15 protein-coding genes are annotated in these 15,884 nt (G+C 41.2%); all 15 read right to left on the bottom strand.

Annotated features, from left to right (window positions below; genetic code table 11):
- Positions 1-89: 89 nt before the first annotated feature.
- On the bottom strand, positions 90-1,169 hold the full coding sequence (locus ACUR5C_RS13320) for a mechanosensitive ion channel family protein (RefSeq protein WP_454465663.1): 1,080 nt from the start codon (positions 1,167-1,169) through the stop codon (positions 90-92).
- A 58-nt stretch (positions 1,170-1,227) separates the two neighbouring features.
- On the bottom strand, positions 1,228-2,667 hold the full coding sequence (gene nuoN / locus ACUR5C_RS13325; RefSeq protein ID WP_454465664.1) for an NADH-quinone oxidoreductase subunit NuoN: 1,440 nt from the start codon (positions 2,665-2,667) through the stop codon (positions 1,228-1,230).
- Positions 2,667-4,202: an NADH-quinone oxidoreductase subunit M gene (locus tag ACUR5C_RS13330; protein WP_454465665.1), complete on the bottom strand. Its 1,536-nt coding sequence runs from the start codon at positions 4,200-4,202 to the stop codon at positions 2,667-2,669. The genes nuoN and ACUR5C_RS13330 overlap by 1 nt, the downstream gene beginning before the upstream one ends.
- 50 nt (positions 4,203-4,252) lie before the next feature.
- Positions 4,253-6,220 carry an NADH-quinone oxidoreductase subunit L gene (nuoL, locus tag ACUR5C_RS13335; RefSeq protein WP_454465667.1) on the bottom strand — a complete coding sequence of 656 codons (1,968 nt, stop codon included), beginning with the start codon at positions 6,218-6,220 and terminating at the stop codon, positions 4,253-4,255.
- Positions 6,221-6,234: 14 nt separating this feature from the next.
- A complete protein-coding gene (nuoK, locus tag ACUR5C_RS13340) occupies positions 6,235-6,540 on the bottom strand; it encodes an NADH-quinone oxidoreductase subunit NuoK (RefSeq protein WP_454465668.1) in 306 nt (101 codons plus the stop codon).
- Complete coding sequence (locus tag ACUR5C_RS13345) at positions 6,537-7,175, bottom strand: NADH-quinone oxidoreductase subunit J (RefSeq protein ID WP_454465669.1); 639 nt, start codon at positions 7,173-7,175, stop codon at positions 6,537-6,539. Before ACUR5C_RS13345 ends, nuoK begins: the two co-directional genes overlap by 4 nt.
- A gap of 45 nt (positions 7,176-7,220) precedes the next feature.
- On the bottom strand, positions 7,221-7,712 hold the full coding sequence (gene nuoI / locus ACUR5C_RS13350; RefSeq protein ID WP_454465670.1) for an NADH-quinone oxidoreductase subunit NuoI: 492 nt from the start codon (positions 7,710-7,712) through the stop codon (positions 7,221-7,223).
- A gap of 21 nt (positions 7,713-7,733) precedes the next feature.
- A complete protein-coding gene (gene nuoH, locus ACUR5C_RS13355; protein WP_454465671.1) occupies positions 7,734-8,771 on the bottom strand; it encodes an NADH-quinone oxidoreductase subunit NuoH in 1,038 nt (345 codons plus the stop codon).
- Complete coding sequence (nuoG, locus tag ACUR5C_RS13360) at positions 8,768-10,957, bottom strand: NADH-quinone oxidoreductase subunit NuoG (RefSeq protein ID WP_454465672.1); 2,190 nt, start codon at positions 10,955-10,957, stop codon at positions 8,768-8,770. Before nuoG ends, nuoH begins: the two co-directional genes overlap by 4 nt.
- A gap of 10 nt (positions 10,958-10,967) precedes the next feature.
- On the bottom strand, positions 10,968-12,239 hold the full coding sequence (gene nuoF / locus ACUR5C_RS13365) for an NADH-quinone oxidoreductase subunit NuoF (protein WP_454465673.1): 1,272 nt from the start codon (positions 12,237-12,239) through the stop codon (positions 10,968-10,970).
- A 3-nt stretch (positions 12,240-12,242) separates the two neighbouring features.
- Positions 12,243-12,800 carry an NADH-quinone oxidoreductase subunit NuoE gene (nuoE, locus tag ACUR5C_RS13370; RefSeq protein ID WP_454465674.1) on the bottom strand — a complete coding sequence of 186 codons (558 nt, stop codon included), beginning with the start codon at positions 12,798-12,800 and terminating at the stop codon, positions 12,243-12,245.
- On the bottom strand, positions 12,800-14,053 hold the full coding sequence (locus tag ACUR5C_RS13375) for an NADH-quinone oxidoreductase subunit D (protein WP_454465675.1): 1,254 nt from the start codon (positions 14,051-14,053) through the stop codon (positions 12,800-12,802). The genes nuoE and ACUR5C_RS13375 overlap by 1 nt, the downstream gene beginning before the upstream one ends.
- Positions 14,054-14,136: 83 nt before the next feature.
- Positions 14,137-14,784, bottom strand: coding sequence for an NADH-quinone oxidoreductase subunit C (locus ACUR5C_RS13380; protein ID WP_454465676.1), 648 nt, complete (start codon positions 14,782-14,784; stop codon positions 14,137-14,139).
- A gap of 9 nt (positions 14,785-14,793) precedes the next feature.
- Positions 14,794-15,312 (bottom strand): NuoB/complex I 20 kDa subunit family protein, encoded by a 519-nt coding sequence (locus ACUR5C_RS13385; protein WP_454465677.1) that lies wholly within the window; start codon positions 15,310-15,312, stop codon positions 14,794-14,796.
- Positions 15,303-15,659, bottom strand: coding sequence for an NADH-quinone oxidoreductase subunit A (gene ndhC / locus ACUR5C_RS13390; protein WP_454465678.1), 357 nt, complete (start codon positions 15,657-15,659; stop codon positions 15,303-15,305). The genes ACUR5C_RS13385 and ndhC overlap by 10 nt, the downstream gene beginning before the upstream one ends.
- Positions 15,660-15,884: the final 225 nt, after the last annotated feature.

Genomic DNA, 15,884 nt, shown 5'->3' on the forward strand with positions numbered 1-15,884 from the left:
AAAAGCCTGAGTGATTAGTTATTGCTTATTCTAAGTGGAATTGCAAAGACCATTCATCCATTGTTTGTTTTTATAATAGTCAGGCTCGATCATGCACTGCTTTCAGGCTGGTTTTTAAGTGTGACTACTCGCTGCGGAAATGGAATTTCAATCTCAGCATGGTTCAATTCATTATAAACCGACTCATTTAACTTATCGCTAACCGAACCTCTCAATACTGGTTCAGCAACCCAGCACAAAAGTTCAAAGTTTAAACTTGAATCAGCAAAGGTTCTAAACCTAACCCGAGGTTCTGGATCGGCTTCTATATTCTCGACCTTACTTACAGCTTGCAAGAGTGCTTCTCTTACTTTTGGTACATCACTGCCATAGGCAACACCAATAGGAATACGAATACGGTACTTGCTTGACGGTCCAGCGGTTTCATTTATTATTTTCGTGTTTCCCATGATGGCATTAGGGACAGTAATTTCAACGTCAGCGCGAGTTAAAATTCGAGTACTACGAATCCCAATATGGGTAACCTTGCCGCGCTCGCCACTATCTAAAACGATAAAGTCACCTATTTTATAAGGTGTATCGGCTAAAATAAATACTCCAGCAAATAAATTAGCCAAGGTATCTTTGGCCGCAAAACTTAGCGCCAAACCTAATATACCTGCCGATGCAATCCAAGCTGAAACGTCAATATCCCAAGCAATAAAAATAAAGTAAATGGCAGCGCCATAAAATAGTATAACTGCTAGGTTTTCAAATAACGGTAAAGTATGCTGTTGCACAACTTTCACTCTAGAACTATCACCACTAAAATGACGTAAAGTAAATTTTGCACCGTTGATAATACACCGCAACCAAAAGAACACGCCGATGGTCAATAATACTGACTCAATAAACGGCATTTGTTTTTCAAAGTATTGAGAGTGAGTTAATGAAAGAAACACACCAATAAGCAAAATACTTACGCTTACCGGCTTAAGCAAAATACCGACCATGTAATCGTCTAATGGACTAGATGTTCTTCCAGCCGCGTGAACTTGCATTTTTTGTATTAACCAGCGTGCTAGTTTAGAAGCAATAGCAGCAACCAAAAAGATCAAAGAGGCTTGAACGGCTCTATTATCAGAAAACAACGGCAAATAGATTAGAATTTGGTCTCGTACCCAATCCATATAGAATTCCTTAAAATAATTTTTATTAACAACTGAACAAGCGAATGTTGTTGGAAGTTTAAGTGTTTAAATTAAATGCCTGTAAGCAATAATCATAAATCGCATCAGGTAAAATTCCAAACACAATTAACAATAAGCAGTTAATACTCATAGCTACTTTCATCGAGCGGCTAGTCGTAATTTGAGGTGCCTCGGCAGTATCGGTGAAAAATATTTCTTTGACTACCTTTAAGTAATAAAACAGTCCAACTACAGAAAACACAATTGCAATGATCGCTTCGTAAAGATATCCCGTTAAAATTAGCTGACGAAATATTTCTAGTTTGGGCCAAAAGCCAATAAATGGTGGAATACCTGCCATAGAAACCATCACAATGGTAAACATAAAACCATACCACGGGTGGAAACGTCCTAAACCTCGCAGGTCTGATAGGTTTTGATAATCCTTTTCTTGGAAACTCATAAAAATGACTATACCAAATCCAGTAAGGGTCATTAATGCATAGACAATAATGTAAAACATAGAAGCACTAAAACTTGCAGGGGTAGCAGGCACCAAACCCAATAAAAAATAACCGATATGCGCTATCGCTGAGTAAGCCAGTAGTCGCTTTAAGTTCTCTTGTACGACAGCAACTAGGTTTCCAACAATAATTGAGCCAATCGCTAAAATAAGCAGTAAACTACTCCAGTCTGGTGTTGCACCGGCAAAAGCTTCCATAAAAATTCTAACAGAGATTCCAAAGGCGGCAATTTTAGGAACGCTCGCGATATATGCGGTAATCGAGCTAGGCGAACCATGATAAATATCGGGAAGCCACATATGAAACGGTACGGCACCAAATTTAAAGGCAATACCGATAACAATAAAGACAATGCCAAACTGCGATAAAAGATTAATCGGCGTAGTTTGATAATAACTAGCCACTTCTGGTATCACGATACTGCCGGTTGCGCCATAAATAAGCGAAATTCCATACAACAAGAACCCTGAAGCAAGCCCCCCCATTACGAAGTACTTTACCGCAGACTCTGCTGCAAGCTTAGAATCTCTTTGCAGTGCCACTAGGGCATATAAAGATAACGATAACAGTTCAAGCCCCATGTATATCAATAAAAAACTATTCGCGGATAGCATGACCATCATACCCAAAATAGAAAACAAAGTGAGTAAGTAGTATTCGCCTCGCATTAAGTTTCGGTGGCTAATAAAAGGCCTAGCGTAAAGCAAGGCAATAAAGCTAATAATATAAATAGCAATTTTAAGCACGTGGCTCAATCCGTCACTAATCCAGTGATCATAAAATCCCGTTTGAGCCGCTTGACCGATTTGGTTAAAACCAATAATAACTAAAACAACTAGGCTTGATTGCGTTAAGGTAAAAGTGAGCTTTCGCTCTTTATCACGCTGAAATAAGTCAACCAGCATAATGCAGCAGATGGCTGTTAATAGGAATATTTCCGAAATCATTAATTCAAAGTTAATCGACGCATTCATTAGGAGCACATCCCTTCTGGCGAAATTTTTGAGACCAAATTACAATCTATAAAGTGTTCTACGGTAGGTTGCATTATTTCAAGTAACGGTGCTGGGTAAAGCCCAAAAGCAAGCACAAGAATGGCTAATACTAACAAGCTTATGTACTCTCTAAAGTTTAAGTCTTGCAATGAAGCCACTTGCTCATTAGCTACGTCACCAAAGATGACTCGCTTGTACATCCATAAAGAATAGCCTGCAGCTAACAGCAAGGTAAGCCCTGCAATTAAAGCGATCCAACCACTGACTTGGAAGCTTGCAATAATAACCAAAAACTCGCCAACAAAACCTGAAGTTCCTGGCAGACCCGCATTGGCCATAGCAAACAACATAAAAAACATCGCTAGCCGAGGCATCGTGTTTACCACTCCACCGTAAGCAGCGATTTCTCGGCTATGCACTCGGTCGTATAAAACGCCAATACAAAGAAAAAGTGCTCCAGAAATAAAACCATGAGAAACAGTTTGTACCAGAGCCCCCTGAATTCCCATAATCGCCGCATCTTTACTACCCGCAGCGAGCAATTGAAAGCTTATGAAAAGTCCTAACGTAACAAATCCCATATGAGCAATAGAGGAATAAGCGACTAGCTTTTTCATATCTGTTTGCGCCAGCGCGACTAGTCCAATATAAGCAATAGCAATTAATGAAAGTGTAATCATTAAGTCTGCGTACAACATTGAAGCGTCTGGAACAATAGGAATTAAAAAGCGAATAATTCCGTAAGTTCCCATTTTTAACATAATGGCAGCTAAAATAACCGAGCCACCAGTAGGCGCTTCAACATGAGCATCGGGTAGCCAAGTATGTACGGGCCACATAGGTACCTTGACCGCAAAAGCAATAAGAAAAGCAAAAAACAAATACTTTTGTACGTCTAAAGGAATAACAATCTTTTGAATATTAAGAATATCAAAACTGTTCGCTGATTTACCTAAGTAAATGAGCGCTATAAGCAAAAATACCGAGCCGAAAAATGTATAAATGAAAAACTTTAAAGTTGCGTAAACCCGGTTAGCGCCCCCCCAAATTCCAATAATCAAAAACATAGGAACCAACATGGCTTCCCAAAAAACATAAAACAAGATCGCGTCAGTTGCCGCAAAGACACCATTCATTAATCCGCACATGACTAAAAATCCTGCTAAATAATGCGCGCGGCGGTATTCGATATTATTAATGCTTGTGATTATCACGATAAGTGTCATAAGAGAAGTTAAAACAATCAACGGAAGTGAAAAGCCATCAACGCCTAAGGCATAGTGAATATCTAAACTTTTTATCCAAACTGACTCTTCAACTAACTGTAGGTAATAACTTTGTGAGTCGAATTGGTTCAATGCGAACAAACTCAAAATAAAAGTTACTGAAGCAATACCCAGCGCAGCGATTTGGACCACTTTTTGGTGGCGTTCGCTAGAGAATATCGCCAGCATTACGCCGGCGATAACTGGCAGCCAAATTAATAAACTTAATAACGGTAGCTTTTCAATCATTATTTTTTATTCGCTATAATATTCAATTCAAATGTGCGCTTGCACGCTTTTTAAAACTGCAATGTTTTCCAATATATCCATGCTAAAAAGATCAACAAACCTAAAACCATCACCAACACATAATGATAAAGATAACCACTTTGGACCTTTCTTAATTGTGAAGAAATAAAACTCACTAACTTTCCACTGCCATTAACCATAACGCCATCAATTAAACCTCGGTCTATCCAACGCCAAAAAGCATTTCCAAGCGATACCCCTCCTCGAGAAAAACCGTCAATATATAGTTTGTCGAAAAAGTAATTATTTCTCAAAATGGCATTAACATAATTGAGGCGCAAGTTTAGCTCTTTTCGCCAACTGGGTTTCAAAACTGTAAATAAGTAAGCAACTAATACCCCGCCAAAAGCTAGCCAAAAAGGAAGCGTCATAAAACCATGTAATCCTAATGCAAATGGTTTTTGATAATCATGCGCAAAAGCAGCCAAATTATTGTGCGACTCTAATACTTGAATTGCGCTGCCAAAGAACTCACCGGATAAAATAGCCGGCGCAATAAACCAAGCGACCATCACCGACGGGATAGCTAAGGCGACCAGTGGCCCCCATATAACCAATCCATTTTCTTTTAAATGCGAGCGAGTTGTTTCGTCCATACGCTCTTCCGTATGAAAAACTAAAAAGAACATTCGAAAAGAATAGAGCGCAGTAACAAACACCCCAATCAGTACACACCAATAAGCGTAACTCGCTGCGCTTAAAGTAGAATGGCTGACTGCTAGAATAATTGCTTCTTTAGAATAGAATCCCGAGAAAAATGGAGTGCCTATTAAGGCAAGTGAACCAAGTAAGCATGTAATATAGGTAATTGGCATATATTTTTTCAGGTTGCCCATTTTGCGAATATCTTGCTCGTGATGCATCGCAATAATCACTGAGCCCGCTGCTAAAAATAACAGGGCTTTAAAAAATGCGTGGGTGAGCAAATGAAAAATGGCCACCGAATAAGCAGAAGCTCCTAAAGCCACTACCATATAGCCTAGTTGCGACAAAGTAGAGTATGCTACCACTCTTTTTATATCGTTTTGAACAACTCCTATAAAGCCCATAAAAAGCGCAGTTGTCGCACCAATAACCAATACAAAATTAAGTACCAAATCAGAAAGCTCAAATAGTGGCGACATTCTTGCGACCATAAAGACGCCTGCTGTTACCATAGTGGCTGCGTGAATTAACGCAGAGATGGGCGTAGGCCCTTCCATAGAGTCTGGTAACCATACATGCAAAGGCACTTGGGCTGACTTACCCATTGCGCCAATAAATAAACCAATGCCAATAAAGGTCGTTGCCGACCACACAATATTTTCTGTGACATTAATCGAAACATCGGTGAATCCATTATTGATTTGTTCAAAAACCTCTCGATAATCTAAACTGCCAAACACTAAATAGACGCCAGCAATCCCTAACAAAAAACCTAAATCGCCGACACGGTTGACCAAAAACGCTTTTAAATTAGCCGCAATAGCCGTTGGCTTTTTATACCAAAAGCCGATCAATAAATAACTCACCAGCCCTACGGCTTCCCAACCAAAAAATAGCTGTAAAAAATTATTTGACATCACCAAGGTAAGCATGGCGAAAGTGAATAAAGAGATATAGGAAAAAAATCGCTGATAACCTTGATCGTCTTTCATATACCCTATGGTATAAATGTGGACCATTAAAGAGACAAATGTTACTACGACCATCATGGTGACAGTTAAGCTATCAACCAGTAGACCAACTTGTAAAGTTAAGTCTCCAAGCTGCGCCCAATGGTAAAGCGTGTACTCTTGTGCAGAGAGCTGACCTGCAGCAAAGCCTAATGCTAAGTTTGCCGATAAAGCAAAAGCGAATGCCACGCCCAAAATAGCCATCCGATGCGACCAAACTCTGCCTATTAAGCCACCAAAAAAACCGGTTATAAGTGCACTAAGCAATGGTGCTAATAGAATTATCAGTAGTTGATTAATCATAAACTAGCGCCCCGCTACCCTTTTAATTGGTTGAGTTGTTCAACGTCTATGGTGGCTCTATTTCTAAACAATACGACAATAATCGCCAAGCCAATGGCAGCTTCGGCAGCCGCTACGGTCAGGATAAAAAACACAAATATTTGCCCAGTAGTGTTTTCTAAAAAGTGCGAGAATGCAATGAAGTTAGTATTTACCGCTAAAAGCATAAGCTCAATGCACATTAATAATGTAATCACATTTTTGCGATTAATTATTATTCCAGCAACACTAATTGCAAAAAGGATGGCACTTAATAATAGATAATCACTTAACCCTATCATGCTTTATCCTCTGCTGCCGTTTCAGACTTTGACTCTTTAGTCACCGCTTTTACGCTAACTAACTTAAGCCTATTTTGTTTATTCGCAGCAAGCTGCTTTTGAATATTCTGTGTTTTACGATTTCTTCTTCCTCTAAAAGTTAAAGCAATCGCAGCAATAATTGCCACCAGTAAAATTACCGCAGCCAACTCAAATGCAATCACATATTCTGTATAAAGTATTCTGCCTAACTCTTTAATATTTGAATAATCGGCTGGTTTTGGCGGCGGAGCTTTGGCTAGCTCAGAAGAAACTAGGCCTTGAGTAATAAATGCATACATTAAACCTAGAAAAGCTATCGCAACAACAAGGGCGAGCGGCAACTTGCGCACAAAACCCTGTCGAAGTGCCGCGTAATCAACATCTAGCATCATCACCACAAACAGTAATAAAACCATGACGGCGCCAACGTAAACCACAATTAAACTTATCGCCAAAAACTCAGCTTCTAAAAGCAACCAAATGCCGGAAGCGGCAACAAAAGTTAGCACTAAAAAAAGCGCCGCTTTAACAGAGTGCTTACTGGTGATTACCATAAGCGCAGAAAAGATTAGCAGCGCGGCAAAACCATAAAAAACCAATACTTGAAAACTCATTTAATGTTCTCTATTCATTATTCTATTGAAAGCAAATTTTTACTATTAGCGATATTTAGCATCTATCGCCCTGTCTGCAGCAATTTCATCTTCGTATTTGCTGCCCATCTCTAATAACATTTCTTTGGTCATAATATTCTCGCCTCGGTTTTCAAAGTGATAATCAAACACTCGCGTTTCTACAATCGAGTCAACCGGACAAGACTCTTCACAAAAGCCACAATAAATACACTTAAATAAATCGATTTCATATTTAGTCGTGCGTCTCGTTCCATCACTTTCGCGTGGACCTGCTTCAATCGTAATAGCCGCAGCAGGGCACACCGCTTCGCACAATTTACATGCAATACAACGCTCTTCTCCATTAGGGTAAGTTCGCAGCGCGTGCAGTCCTCTAAAGCGTGGTGATTGAGGGGTTTTTTCTTCTGGATATTGCACCGTTACTTTTTTGCGAAACATATTCTTCCAAGTAACGCTCAACCCCTTGAGCAGTTCTTTTAGTAAGAAGCTATCAATGTTTTTCTTTAACTGACTCATAATGACATCGCCTATTATCGATTAGTTAAACGGCCAAACACTAGATTTTATCCAAATTGCCACTACCACAATCCAAACTAAAGTAACTGGGATAAAAATTTTCCAGCCTAAGCGCATAATTTGGTCGTAACGGAAACGTGGGAAAGTGGCGCGGATCCAAATTAAACCAAATAAGAAAAATCCGGCCTTTAACAACAGCCAAACGGTACCTGGAATCCACTGGGTTGCTTGATCTATCCAGGGGTAACTTTCAAAGGGAGATAACCAACCGCCAAAAAATAGCAGTGCGGTTAATACTGAAATTAAAATCATATTGGCATATTCAGCCAAGAAAAATAATGAAAATGCCATTCCAGCATATTCCACGTGAAATCCCGCTACAATTTCAGACTCACCTTCAGCCATATCAAACGGCGCTCGATTCGTTTCTGCCACACCAGAAATCCAATAAACCACAAGCAAGGGAAATAACGGCAACCAATACCACTGAAAAAAACCACCGCTTTGCGCGACAACGATCTCGCCCAAGTTCATACTTTGAGCGCACATAAGCACCCCAACCAGCGCAAAGCCCATAGCGAGCTCATAAGACACAATTTGTGCAGCCGATCGCATTGCGCCTAGAAAAGCGTATTTAGAGTTAGAGGCCCATCCTGCAATAATCACTCCGTACACACCAATCGAGGTCATTGCTAACACATACAGCAGTCCAGCATTAATATCTGCTAGCACAACCCCAGCATCAAAAGGAATCACCGCCCATGCCGCAAAGGACGGTCCAATAAATAAAATTGGCGCAATAACGAACAGTGTTTTACTCGCACCCGTTGGCACAATGATTTCTTTCATTATTAACTTAATAACATCGGCAATTGGCTGTAACCAACCTTTCGGCCCTACTCGGTTTGGCCCAAGCCGTAATTGCATATAACCAATCACTTTGCGTTCTGCATAAGTCGTGTAAGCGACCGCTAGTACCAAAGGTAAAATGATAGCGACGATTTTTAAAAGAATGAAAAACAGCGTCTCGCCCCAAGCTAAAAGATCAATTTGGTTCATGTTTTCACCCTCGATATACTAATAGGATGAGTTGAAGCTTTGGGTGTTTGCTGTAATGCTTTAGCGCGACGAACCATGGGGTCAACCATATAAAGCCCTAAGGATTCTCGAGTCACTTCAGTTTCACTCACCTGCATAAGTGGAGGTGGTATTTTTCGCGCAACTTTAGACTCACCAACCGTCTCAAACTTTTCTTTAAGCTCGTTAATCACCGCTTGCGAAGAATCAAAGTCAAACCCAGCTAGTTCAAATAAGTTGGCTAATACACGTAACACCTTCCAGCCTGGCTTTGCCTCTCCTGGCGCTTTAACTGCAGCAGCGAAAGACTGCCATAATCCCTCAACATTAATGTATGTACCTGAGGTTTCATAACACCCTGCAATGGGTAACATAATATTTGCATACTCGGCGGCTCGACCATCTTTAAAAGGTGTTGCCACTATGACACACTCTGCTTGCTGTAAGCTCTCTAACGCGGCTTCTGGCCATACACTTTCTACATCAGGCTCACAATTTAAAAGCAAATACCCTTTTAATTTTTGTTCTAGCATCTGTTTGGCATTTTTACCTGCTTCCGACTTACCTCCTACAGCGGCTTGCATAGGGACGGCGCCGGCTATTTTATTGCCTGCTGCGTTACAGCCTTGAGTCATATAACCCCATTGGCTACTGGTAATACTGGCTAATGATTCGGCTAACCAGTTAATGGTTTGAGCCTGTGGGTGCTCTTGAACATAAACGCCTAACAAAATACACGAACGTTCAGAATTTAATAACTGTTTGGCAATTTGTTGATGTTTTTCAGCTGGCTCAATCCCTTCAAGCCACTCTTTTGCTTCAGCGTGTAACACGTCAGGATTAAGTCGATCGGCCGCCACGATAACTTGAGCAAACTCCTGCGCAAGCATATGAGGCTGTGGTTGAATTTCATGTTGCAGCCTAAAGTTATACTCTCCGTCAAAAGGATTAATAGCCATCACTTGCCCATAACCCGTTGACTTACGAACTCTTAATGCCGTTAACGGTTGTTCATGACGTAAATCAGCTGCAACCAACAATGTAGAGTCCATTTGCTCTAAATCTGCCATAGGAAAGTTTAAGCCACTTCTAAAACTGCCCCGTCCGTCGCCACTAAAATCGCGACGTCTAGTTCTAAAATCAATATTATTACAACCTATACCACGTAATAATTTTTGGGCTAAATAGGCCTCTTCGGTCGTCACAGAGTTGCCTACCAAACAGCCGAAGTTATCCCCATTAGAAGCACCAATTATACGCTTCATTTCATTCGCAACCCGTTCCAGTGCAGTTTGCCAGTCAGTATCTTGCCACTCTCCATTTTTCTTTATTCTTGGTTTTAAAAGGCGCTCACCTTCGGTTAAAGCTTGATAAGAAAAGCGATCTCGATCCGACAGCCAAACCTCATTAATCGCTTCATTTTCTCGTGGCACAACGCGAATAATTTCACCTCGTCGATGATGAACCCAAACGTTCGAACCCAAACAGTCGTGAGCAGCAATACTGGGCGACTGACGTAACTCCCAAGCTCTTGCTTTGTATTTTGATGGCTTTGCGGTAAGAGCGCCTACTGGGCATAAATCGATAATATTGGCAGAGACTTCTGACTCAATTGAGGCTTCAATATAAGTGCCAATTTCTACATGCTCGCCTCTGCCTGTGGCGCCAAGTTCTCGAATACCAACCACTTCTTGCCCAAACCTGACACACCGGGTGCAATGAATACAGCGAGTCATATCTGTTTCAATTAGCGGCCCGAGATCTTTATCTTTAACGACGCGCTTACCTTCTGTAAAACGGCTAATATCTTCGCCATACTCCAGTGATAAGTCTTGCAATTCGCACTCACCACCTTGGTCGCAAATAGGGCAATCTAATGGGTGGTTTATTAATAAAAATTCCATGACCGACTTTTGTGCTGCAACCGCTTTTTCACTTTGGGTTTTAATCGACATACCTTCAGCAACCGGGGTGGCACAGGCAGGCACTGCTTTAGGTAAGTTCCCAACATCGACCATACACATCCGACAATTAGCAGCAACAGAAAGTTTTTTATGATAACAAAAGCGAGGTATATAAATGCCAGCTGCATCTGCAACTTCAATAATCATAGAGCCGACTTCCGCCTCTAATGCTTTGCCATCGATATCTAAGTGCACTTTACCCATAATTCTGCTTCTATTCCGAAACTAAACTGCGTTTATGTTCAATCATATATTCAAACTCATGCCGATAGTGTTGTAAAAATCCCTTAATTGGCATGGCAGCGGCATCACCTAAAGCACAAATAGTTCGCCCCATTATATTGCTGGCAACACGCTCTAAGTTTTCTATATCTTCCGCTCTCCCTTCGCCCTTAAGAATTCGATGAATAACTCGCGACATCCACCCGGTACCTTCACGGCAAGGCGTACACTGCCCGCAAGACTCTTCATAATAAAAGTGGGCTGTTATCGCGGCTAAATTCACCATGCAGGTGGTTTCATCTAAAACAATAACCGCACCCGATCCCAACATAGAACCCGCTTTGCCTATAGCATCATAATCCATGGTTATTTTTTGCATTACTTCAGCCGGTAAAATAGGCGATGACGAACCGCCAGGTATCACCGCTTTTAAGGCTCTCCCGCCAAGCATTCCACCGGCCATTGCAAGCAAGTCGTTAAACGATGTGCCAAGGCCAATTTCAAAATTACCCGGGTTAACAACATGTCCAGACACTGAGAAAATTTTAGTGCCGCCATTATTGGGTTTACCCAAGTCAAGAAACCACTGCCCGCTATTTTCTAAAATCACCGGTACTGATGCATAGCTTTCTGTATTATTTACGTTAGTTGGGCGACCAAATACTCCGTAGTTAGCAGGAAACGGCGGCTTAAACCTTGGCTGCCCTTTCTTGCCTTCTAAAGACTCTATTAATGCGGTTTCTTCGCCACAAATATAAGCCCCCGCCCCCATGTGATTGTGAAGTTCAAAACAAAGATCAGAGCCTAAAATATTATCGCCTAAATAATTTTTTGCGCGCGCTTCCGCTAATGCCGCTTCCATACGTTCAAAAGGTTCATAAAACTCCCCCCGCATATAGTTGTAACCCACGGTTGCATTCATTACATAGCCGGCAATTATCATTCCTTCGATAAGTTGATGTGGGTTATAGCGAAGAATATCTCTGTCTTTAAACGTTCCAGGCTCACCTTCATCGGAGTTACACACCACATATTTTTGACCAGGCATATTCCGCGGCATAAAGCTCCATTTTAAGCCGGTAGGAAAGCCCGCACCTCCGCGCCCTCGTAGTGCGGATAATTTTAATTCATCAATGATTGTGTCGTAACACAGCTCGCCTGCAGCAATACGTTTTAGTGAGCGATACCCGCCGACACTTTCGTAGGCCTCTAGTGACCATGGAGTTTCTAAATGTAAGGTTCTAAAACAGACTTCATTCGCCATAATTTACTCTGAAGCCTCCCCATTAGAATCTTGACTTAATTCAAGTGCTGCTAAATCAGAAAGAATTTGATCAACTTTTTCTTCGGTTAAGTTTTCAAAATAAGTTTTATTCACTTCAAGCATTGGAGCGCCGCCACAAGCGGCCATACATTCCACCGTTTTGATAGTATATAAACCATCTTCGGTGGTTTCCCCTGCTTTTATGTTAAGCCGATTTTGAAGGTGAGCTAGCACTTGATTAGCGCCTCGTAATGAACAAGAAATATTATTACAAACCGATAAAACATATTTCCCAACAGGGTTTATATGAAACATCGTATAAAAAGTTGCGACTTCGTAAACCGCAACATGCGGCACATCTAAATACTCCGCTACCGCTTGCATTAATTCTTCTGTTAAATAATTACCATTATGTTCTTGAACGACTTTTAGCGCCGCAATTATAGGCGGCCTTTTTCGATCAGCGGGGTATTTGGCAATCCAATGATTTATTTCTGCAATGGCCGTTGCTGGTAGTAAAGCTTTTAAGTGTTGGGTTTGATCATAATTTAAATCGGTCATTAGCGATCTATCTCCCCAAACACAATATCCATGGTGCCAATAATTGCGACTACATCGGCCAGCATATGGCCCTTAGTTAATTCATCCATCGCAGCAATGTGAGCAAAACCGGGCGCGCGTATTTTTACTCTGTAAGGTTTGTTGGCACCATCAGATATCATATAAATACCAAACTCTCCTTTCGGGTGCTCTACCGCAGCATAGGCTTCACCCGCAGGAACGCAGTAGCCCTCAGTAAACAACTTAAAATGATGAATTAACGATTCCATATCATTTTTTGCTTCGGCCCGCTTGGGCGGAACAACTTTGTGGTTATCACAAATCACAGGTCCTGGGTTTTGCCTTAACCATTCAATACACTGTTTAATAATGCGATTCGACTGGCGCATTTCTTCAACTCGAACTAAATAACGGTCGTAACTATCACCATTACGCCCCACAGGAATATCAAAATCTAAATCGGCATAGACATCATAAGGTTGCATTTTACGTAGATCCCATGCAACGCCAGAGCCCCGCAACATAGGTCCTGTAAAACCAAGTTGAAAAGCTCGCTCGGGAGACACCACGCCAATTCCAACTAAGCGTTGCTTCCAAATTCTATTCTCGGTTAATAAAGATTCATACTCATCAACATTGGCATCAAATTTTTCACAATAGTCTGCCAAAAAATCAAGTAATGAGCCTTGCCGGTTAGCGTTTAGCTCAGTTAGGGTTTTAGCGTTTCGCCATTTAGAAGGTTCGTATTGAGGCATGCTGTCGGGTAAGTCACGGTATACACCACCCGGCCTAAAGTAAGTTGCATGCATTCGAGTTCCAGAAACCGCTTCGTAGGCATCCATTAATGGCTCACGATCTCTAAAACAATATAAAAACATAGTCATTGCGCCAACGTCTAGCCCGTGAGCCCCTAACCACATCAGATGATTAAGTATGCGTGTAACCTCTGCAAACATCACTCGAATATATTGGGCACGTAGCGGCACTTCTAGGCCAAGTAATTTTTCGATTGCTAGCACATAAGCATGCTCATTACACATCATAGAAACATAGTCGAGCCGATCCATATAGCCAATGCTTTGATTATAAGGCTTAATTTCGGCTAGTTTTTCGGTTGCTCTATGCAGTAAACCAATATGCGGATCGGCGCGCTCAATAATCTCGCCATCCATTTCCAAAATCATTCGCAAAACGCCATGCGCAGCCGGATGCTGGGGTCCAAAATTTAAAGTGTAGTGTTCAATTTCAGCCATAATTATTGTTTACTATTATCCTTTATGACAGACTCTTAGCAGCCGCCTTTTTTACAATTGATGATGACAATGTTTTAGCTTGATTAAATGCTTTTCTCTTTTCTAATTACTTTAGGTACCAATATTCTTTCTTCAATTGAAACTTTTTCATAAACACATTGGGCTTTTTCTTCATCAAAACGCATTTCTAAATTGCCAATAACTGGAAAATCTTTGCGAAACGGATGCCCAATAAAACCGTAATCGGTTAAGATGCGACGTAAGTCTGGGTGGCCTTCAAAAAGTAGCCCGTATAAATCAAATGCTTCTCTTTCATACCAGTTTGCAGAATTCCAAATATCAGTAACGCTTGGTATTTTTAAGGTATCGTTATCAACAAACACTTTGACTCTTAAGCGTTGATTTAAAGTCACTGATAACAAATGGTAAACCACCGCAAAACGCGGTTTGTTATCGTCACGCGGTATCGGCTGAGTGTGTCGACCTCGCTCAAAGCCAGAACTTGTTGCTTCATGAGTAACCCACTCATCTTCGCCATAAGTTAAATAATCTACACCGCATAAGTCGATTAATTGTTCAAACTGAAAATCGTCGTGATCTCTTAATATTTTGCTTACATCGAGTAAATTGTCTTTGCTTAAAGTGATTGAAATTTCGTCTAAACGTCGTTCGGTTGATTCGAGTTTATCTTGTAAGTGAGATTCAAGCAGCTGCATTAACTGTTGTGACATAATTAAGCCTTACACCTTTCGCGAAATAACATTCGTTCGCTTGATTTTTTTCTGGAGCTGAATCACACCATAAATTAAAGCTTCAGCTGTTGGCGGACAACCAGGAACATAAATATCAACCGGAACAATTCGATCACACCCTCGCACAACCGCATAGGAGTAATGATAATAACCGCCACCATTAGCACAAGATCCCATTGAAATAACCCATTTAGGCTCTGGCATCTGGTCGTAAACACGGCGCAGTGCTGGTGCCATTTTATTGGTTAAGGTGCCGGCAACAATCATTACGTCAGACTGTCTAGGGCTGGGCCTAAACACAACCCCAAAGCGATCAAAATCATAACGTGCTGCGCCTGCTTGCATCATTTCTACCGCACAGCACGCAAGTCCAAAAGTCATTGGCCACATAGATCCAGTACGAGCCCAATTCACTAGGGTGTCAATACCTGTAACCATATAGCCTTTGCCTTCTTGCTTTATTTCCGGGCGAGGCTCGTTAGGAAGTGTTACTCGATTTACTCCCATTCCAGCGCTCCTTTTTTCCATTCGTAAATAAAACCGACTACCAGTAACCCCAGGAAAACACCCATTGCACCAATAGCGAACCAGCTGAGTTCTTGAAACACTACCGCCCAAGGAAATAAAAAGGCAACTTCAAGGTCAAAAATAATAAATAGAATAGCGACTAGGTAGAAACGGACATCAAATTTATGGCGAGCGTCGTCAAATGCATCAAAGCCACACTCAAACGGCAAAAGCTTGTCTTTCACTTCTTTTCTTGGTGCTGCAAAATAACCGACAAGCTCAAGGATAACCCCAAAACCCAATCCGACCACTACAAAGACCAATATAGGTAGATAATTCTCTAGCATACCCCTATCCTAGAATGATTGACTCACTTACTCTTTTTAAAAGACTTTATTCAAAATAGCAAGCCAAGTAACACTTTTAACCAAAGTATAGGTGCGATTCCATTGGTTAACCCAGTATTTTGCTTTAATTTTTTACGGAAGTGACTGATTTTTAAAAGGTAAAACGCTAGTGACATAGTGTTTAGCCAAAACTTTGAAGGCCCCACATAGTCCGCGTGCTCATGG

It is taken from the genome of Aliikangiella aequoris, assembly GCF_053709105.1.

Coding starts and splice junctions, on each gene's coding strand:
- ACUR5C_RS13320 (WP_454465663.1), bottom strand. CDS start 1,169: ATGGATTGGGTACGAGACCAAATTCTAATCTATTTGCCGTTGTTTTCT.
- nuoN (WP_454465664.1), bottom strand. CDS start 2,667: ATGAATGCGTCGATTAACTTTGAATTAATGATTTCGGAAATATTCCTA.
- ACUR5C_RS13330 (WP_454465665.1), bottom strand. CDS start 4,202: ATGATTGAAAAGCTACCGTTATTAAGTTTATTAATTTGGCTGCCAGTT.
- nuoL (WP_454465667.1), bottom strand. CDS start 6,220: ATGATTAATCAACTACTGATAATTCTATTAGCACCATTGCTTAGTGCA.
- nuoK (WP_454465668.1), bottom strand. CDS start 6,540: ATGATAGGGTTAAGTGATTATCTATTATTAAGTGCCATCCTTTTTGCA.
- ACUR5C_RS13345 (WP_454465669.1), bottom strand. CDS start 7,175: ATGAGTTTTCAAGTATTGGTTTTTTATGGTTTTGCCGCGCTGCTAATC.
- nuoI (WP_454465670.1), bottom strand. CDS start 7,712: ATGAGTCAGTTAAAGAAAAACATTGATAGCTTCTTACTAAAAGAACTG.
- nuoH (WP_454465671.1), bottom strand. CDS start 8,771: ATGAACCAAATTGATCTTTTAGCTTGGGGCGAGACGCTGTTTTTCATT.
- nuoG (WP_454465672.1), bottom strand. CDS start 10,957: ATGGGTAAAGTGCACTTAGATATCGATGGCAAAGCATTAGAGGCGGAA.
- nuoF (WP_454465673.1), bottom strand. CDS start 12,239: ATGGCGAATGAAGTCTGTTTTAGAACCTTACATTTAGAAACTCCATGG.
- nuoE (WP_454465674.1), bottom strand. CDS start 12,800: ATGACCGATTTAAATTATGATCAAACCCAACACTTAAAAGCTTTACTA.
- ACUR5C_RS13375 (WP_454465675.1), bottom strand. CDS start 14,053: ATGGCTGAAATTGAACACTACACTTTAAATTTTGGACCCCAGCATCCG.
- ACUR5C_RS13380 (WP_454465676.1), bottom strand. CDS start 14,784: ATGTCACAACAGTTAATGCAGCTGCTTGAATCTCACTTACAAGATAAA.
- ACUR5C_RS13385 (WP_454465677.1), bottom strand. CDS start 15,312: ATGGGAGTAAATCGAGTAACACTTCCTAACGAGCCTCGCCCGGAAATA.
- ndhC (WP_454465678.1), bottom strand. CDS start 15,659: ATGCTAGAGAATTATCTACCTATATTGGTCTTTGTAGTGGTCGGATTG.